The organism is Klebsiella sp. K5-204 (assembly GCF_030128585.1).
Classification (GTDB): domain Bacteria; phylum Pseudomonadota; class Gammaproteobacteria; order Enterobacterales; family Enterobacteriaceae; genus Klebsiella; species Klebsiella quasipneumoniae.
Genome location: NZ_JAKUZS010000028.1, coordinates 1 through 4,579 on the forward strand (window position 1 = coordinate 1; position 4,579 = coordinate 4,579).

4 protein-coding genes and 3 pseudogenes are annotated in these 4,579 nt (G+C 56.7%); 4 read left to right on the forward strand and 3 right to left on the reverse strand.

Annotated features, from left to right (window positions below; genetic code table 11):
* Positions 1-74, forward strand: a 74-nt coding sequence (locus MKR05_RS26675) for a hypothetical protein (RefSeq protein WP_032414367.1), incomplete at its 5' end; no start/stop codon positions are given.
* 53 nt (positions 75-127) lie between these two features.
* Positions 128-1,225: pseudogene (tnpC, locus tag MKR05_RS26680) on the forward strand (IS66 family transposase); the annotation flags it as partial.
* Between the two features lie 250 nt (positions 1,226-1,475).
* Here tnpC and MKR05_RS26685 read toward each other — a convergent pair.
* From MKR05_RS26685 to MKR05_RS26695, 3 genes and pseudogenes are all read right to left on the reverse strand, one after another.
* Positions 1,476-2,039 (reverse strand): chlorite dismutase family protein, encoded by a 564-nt coding sequence (locus tag MKR05_RS26685; protein WP_001097412.1) that lies wholly within the window; start codon positions 2,037-2,039, stop codon positions 1,476-1,478.
* 23 nt (positions 2,040-2,062) lie between these two features.
* Positions 2,063-2,437 (reverse strand): cupin domain-containing protein, encoded by a 375-nt coding sequence (locus MKR05_RS26690; RefSeq protein ID WP_001348195.1) that lies wholly within the window; start codon positions 2,435-2,437, stop codon positions 2,063-2,065.
* A 189-nt stretch (positions 2,438-2,626) separates the two neighbouring features.
* Positions 2,627-3,063: pseudogene (locus MKR05_RS26695) on the reverse strand (transposase); the annotation flags it as partial.
* 292 nt (positions 3,064-3,355) lie between these two features.
* On the opposite strand from MKR05_RS26695, the gene MKR05_RS26705 reads away from it, so the two are divergent.
* Together MKR05_RS26705 and MKR05_RS26710 are read left to right on the forward strand one after the other, a co-directional pair.
* Positions 3,356-3,643 carry a thermonuclease family protein gene (locus MKR05_RS26705; RefSeq protein WP_009486461.1) on the forward strand — a complete coding sequence of 96 codons (288 nt, stop codon included), beginning with the start codon at positions 3,356-3,358 and terminating at the stop codon, positions 3,641-3,643.
* An 873-nt stretch (positions 3,644-4,516) separates the two neighbouring features.
* Positions 4,517-4,579, forward strand: a pseudogene (locus MKR05_RS26710) (hypothetical protein); the annotation flags it as partial.

Consider the following 4,579-nt stretch of genomic DNA (forward strand, 5'->3'; position numbering starts at 1 on the left):
GCCAGGCCTCAGCATTTTATTATGGTGATCCCCTGGGCGAAATGCGCCTGGTAAGCAGAGTTTTTGAAATGTAAGGCCTTTGAATAAGACAAAAGGCTGCCTCATCGCTAACTTTGCAACAGTGCCCACCGTTGAACGTCACATCCGGGGCAAATGGGCCTGCGACAGCTGCGAGACGTTGATCCAGGCACCGGTGCCACCGCAGGTGATCGACAAAGGCATCCCCACCGCTGGCCTGCTGGCCCAGGTGCTGGTGGCCAAGTATGCCGACCATCTGCCGCTGTACCGTCAGGAACGCATGTTCGGCCGTGCCGGCCTGGAAATCCCGCGCTCCACCCTGGCCGAATGGGTGGGTGCCTGTGGTGTGCAGTTGCAGCCGCTGGTGGATGCGTTGAGAAATACTCTGCTGGAACACAGTGTTCTGCATGCCGATGAAACCCCGGTCAGCATGCTGGCCCCGGGCAAGAAGAAAACCCACAAGGCCTACGTCTGGGCCTACTGCACCACACCGTTTGCCGACCTGAAGGCAGCTATTTACGACTTCGCACCCAGCCGTGCAGGCGAACACGCCCGAACCTTCCTGGGTGACTGGCGGGGCAAGCTGGTCTGTGATGATTACGCTGGCTACAAGGCCGGGTTCGGCAACGGCATTACCGAAATCGGCTGTATGGCCCACGCCCGGCGCAAGTTCTATGACCTGCACGAGGCCAACAAGAGCGAATTGGCGGCCAAGGCCTTGGAATACATCGGTGGACTCTACGAGATCGAGCGGGAAACCAAAGATCTGCCACCGGATATGCGGCGGGAAATCCGGCAAACCAAAGCCAAACCCCTTGCCGATGCGCTGCATCAGTGGATGCTGGCCCATCGCCAGAAAGTGCCGGATGGCTCCGGCACGGCCAAAGCCCTGGATTACAGCCTCAAACGTTGGGAAGCGCTGACGCGCTACCTGGACGATGGCGCTGTGCCCATCGACAACAACTGGGTGGAAAACCAGATCCGACCCTGGGCGCTGGGGCGCAGCAATTGGCTGTTTGCGGGTTCACTGCGCAGTGGTCAACGTGCGGCTGCGGTCATGACCCTAATACAGTCAGCGAAGCTGAATCGGCATGATCCCTATGCCTACCTGAAGGATGTGCTGACTCGCCTGCCGACACAGAAGAACAACGCCATCGACGAGCTATTGCCCCACAACTGGAAACCGGCCATACCTAACAAGGTGTAGGCCGGACGTGTATGGAGAGCCTTCTTCGAAAGCTGGACAAGGTGCCAACTCTAGACGGCAGGATATGCCCTGGGAGATCGATGAGAGAAAGAGGAGGCCATAAGTAGAAAATTTCCCAAGCGACTGGTGGCTCGCTAGGCATACGTGTCGTGTTACTCCTAAGTTATTAGACACACTAGATTTTCCGGGCTTTGCTGGGCTGCGGGTGTCGCAGGTGTATGCCGCACGGAGATCGCAGTTAAACCTGATACTAGGCCGGCTCATGCACTAGCCGGATGTCGATTTCTCTGTCGACATACTTCCACTCCACCGAGGCCCGGAGTTCGGCCAAAAGCCTGTTAAAGCCCGGCTCATCAGACGGGGAATATTCGAACCACGTCAAGAAGTCGAAGGGTTCGCTCTCGCCCAGGTCCCGACAATGGTGGAGACGACGGGCCACAGCAGGGAGATATTGGAGCCCAATGTGAATGTGACGGGACTGCTCCTCAAAAATCTTCCGGCGTTCGTCTTGAGCCAGTCCCCACCATGAGGGGTTTTTCCGGATAGGGATCAGGGCGGCACAGGTGGCCTCTGCTCGACCCAAACTTGGCTGCTTCGCCACGAGACGATCCTTCTCTTCACGCACGACATAACGCTCGTTACTCGTTATCCCGCGAAGAAGCCATTTGGTGCCCAAAGGCTGCGGCGAAACAGAGCCAGCGGCTACGTCGAGCCGGGGGATTCCAGGGAGAGGGGCTCCCGCCACGGCATCCATCCGAACAACGCGCCAAACACCCGTTTCTCCACCAGCGAACGTAAATAATCGTGTATTCATCAGTTTCCTCTCAGGCCTTTCGCCTATTTCTCAGCCAACGCAAAACCGGCATTGCCCGGCGCAACCACTGAAACAAATATAAAAGGTTCGGGGCCAGAGTTCATTGCACCATGTACCTGCCCAGGTTTTGCGATCGCAATATCTCCAGCTTTAAGATGAGTGACTATGCCGTTACCTTGATGATATTCGGCTTCACCTGAGATAACCGTCCAAGTATCTTGGCCGTGAGGATGTACATGGGAAGCTATTTCCTGCCCAGGGTGGGCGTGCCAAACAACGACGACAGAGTCATTGGTTTCCAGAACAACCGAACGAATCGGTTCGCCGTTAGACGGACGAACATATTCATCCACCGAAAAAATCCGCGATTCAGTTTCTGCTCTCATGTTCACACCCATTTAAAACTGATTGGACACGTACTCTAAACGCAACTGCGCCTGGACAGCACATGAAGATATGTACCTAAGCGCCCTTCGGGAAAACTATGCTCTGGCGCACAGAGACCGTCAATACTCCGTCGTGGGTAGGCATGACATAACGGGAGGAGACGGGCGACGCTTTGGTCATATGTACATGAGAAGGTGGCTCGCCCGCTCGGCAGGGTTGTTGTCGATGGGCAGGTGTCCCCCTTTCGATGTAGCGGATCAGCTTTAACCAGTTGCTCGCAAGGCAATTGATTGCTTGCCCAAGGCACTTTGACGACGTGACCTGGGGAGGGGTTTTGTCCAGCCTAGCTTTCAGTTGCTCCAGGAAAGCCTGGCTTTGCGACTGGCGCGTCTGGTATCGCTGGGCATCGCCCGCCTCTTCCATGTCGCGCTCGATGCCGTAGAGCTTGTTGATAAGAGTCAGTGCCATCTCCGCTCGGCCGATCTTGCCCTTGGATTGAGTTTTCTGATGAACTTGCGCCGCGCATGCCCAGCAACCTATACGCTCGACGCCTTTCTGCCTCCAGGAGGCGCTGCGGCACCTCCTGGGTACGGCTAGCGGTGTAATTGAACAGGATGACCGGAAGATTTGGTGGGCCACCGCGATCTCCTCAGTAGCTATAGCCAAACAGGTTGGGTATGAGAAGTTCAAGGGGGGGCGAGCAAAGCCCCCGTTCCAATTGATTCTCTATTCCACACAAATGGCGATATAAGCCGGCGGGTGATGACGACCCTGGAAGCTCTGGCATCGAGAGTGGATGTCTACTCCATCGACGAGGCGTTTCTGGATCTGACCGGAATCGACCGGGTGGTAAGCTTCGAGCCTTTTGGTCGGCAGGCGATTTGGCTCAAGGTGGAATCACCGGACGGTTACGATACAACGGTCAACGCTTGCGCCTGCTGTCGATTGACACCCCGGAAACCTACAAGCCCAGGTGCGACGCCGAGCTGACGAAGGGCCGCGAGGCAACCGCACGCCTCCGCGAACTGGTTGCCAACGCTCAGCGCATCGAGGTTGTCGATTCCGGCCAAGCCGACAAGTACGACCGCCGCCTTGTTCACCTGCTGATCGACGGGCGGGACGTGGGGCAAACCCTCATGGCCGAGGGGTTAGCCGTTGAGTGGAGGCCCGGCCCGAATGCGTGGAGGGAACGCCGTCGCCACTGGTGCGGATACTGATCGCTTTTCAGCTTGAGCCAGGAGCGCCCCGCCGCAGTGATCGGCACTTGTGTCGATCCGAGGAGGCGCAAGAGCCACAAGCCCCTGATAGGACCACGTAACGCGGCCATGCCACTAGAGCACGGCCGCTTTTTTCTTTTAAAAACAAAAATATAAAAAAATCCTGTTGCTTGAGCCGGTGGTATTGTGGGCAACTGCCGACCTGTTGGCAGGGTGGGGGCAACCGCTCGCGGTTGTCCCTGGCCTGTCAATGGGGAACCGCGAAGCGGTTAGGCAGGTATCCGGCTTGCCGGATTGTCCATAATTCCACGGGCTGTTTTCCCCAGGGCTACACGTTTTATATATGTTTTTTTTGTTTTAAAGAGTTTTAGGGAATCAGAAGGCAAAATTTACCTTCATTATCAGTTGCTTATAGAACCCCTCGGTGGGTAATAGACGGTTTCCGGTGGGTAATAGACGGGGTTGGGTGGGTAAACGACGGAACCGGGTGGGTAATAGACGGACTATCCACAGGCTGGATCGCCGGATCGATCCCCTCCCGTCTATTACACACCCGCCTTGCGCAAACCCTGACCAGTAGTCGCCTCGCGCTCCGTCTATTACACACCGCCGCGCTTAGTATTCGCCTGGGTCCAGTGGGGGGAGAACCCCGGAGCTGCTGACGACTTCCCCGCGTTGCGGACGCTCGACCGTCTCGCCGGGTTTCAGCGGATAGCGCCGCAGCACTCGCCCGTATTCTTCGCTCGCCCGCTTTGCTTCCACGCGCACGCGGCCAGACTCCGAGTTGACGCAGTTCAGGTAATTTTCTGTGGCACTGTTGCAAATAGTCGGTGGTGATAAACTTATCATCCCCTTTTGCTGATGGAGCTGCACATGAACCCATTCAAAGGCCGGCATTTTCAGCGTGACATCATTCTGTGGGCCGTACGCTGGTAC

What these genes read in the sequence shown, in the direction of transcription:
- MKR05_RS26685 (WP_001097412.1), bottom strand. Translation starts at nt 2,039, where the DNA reads ATGAATACACGATTATTTACGTTCGCTGGTGGAGAAACGGGTGTTTGG.
- MKR05_RS26690 (WP_001348195.1), bottom strand. Translation starts at nt 2,437, where the DNA reads ATGGGTGTGAACATGAGAGCAGAAACTGAATCGCGGATTTTTTCGGTG.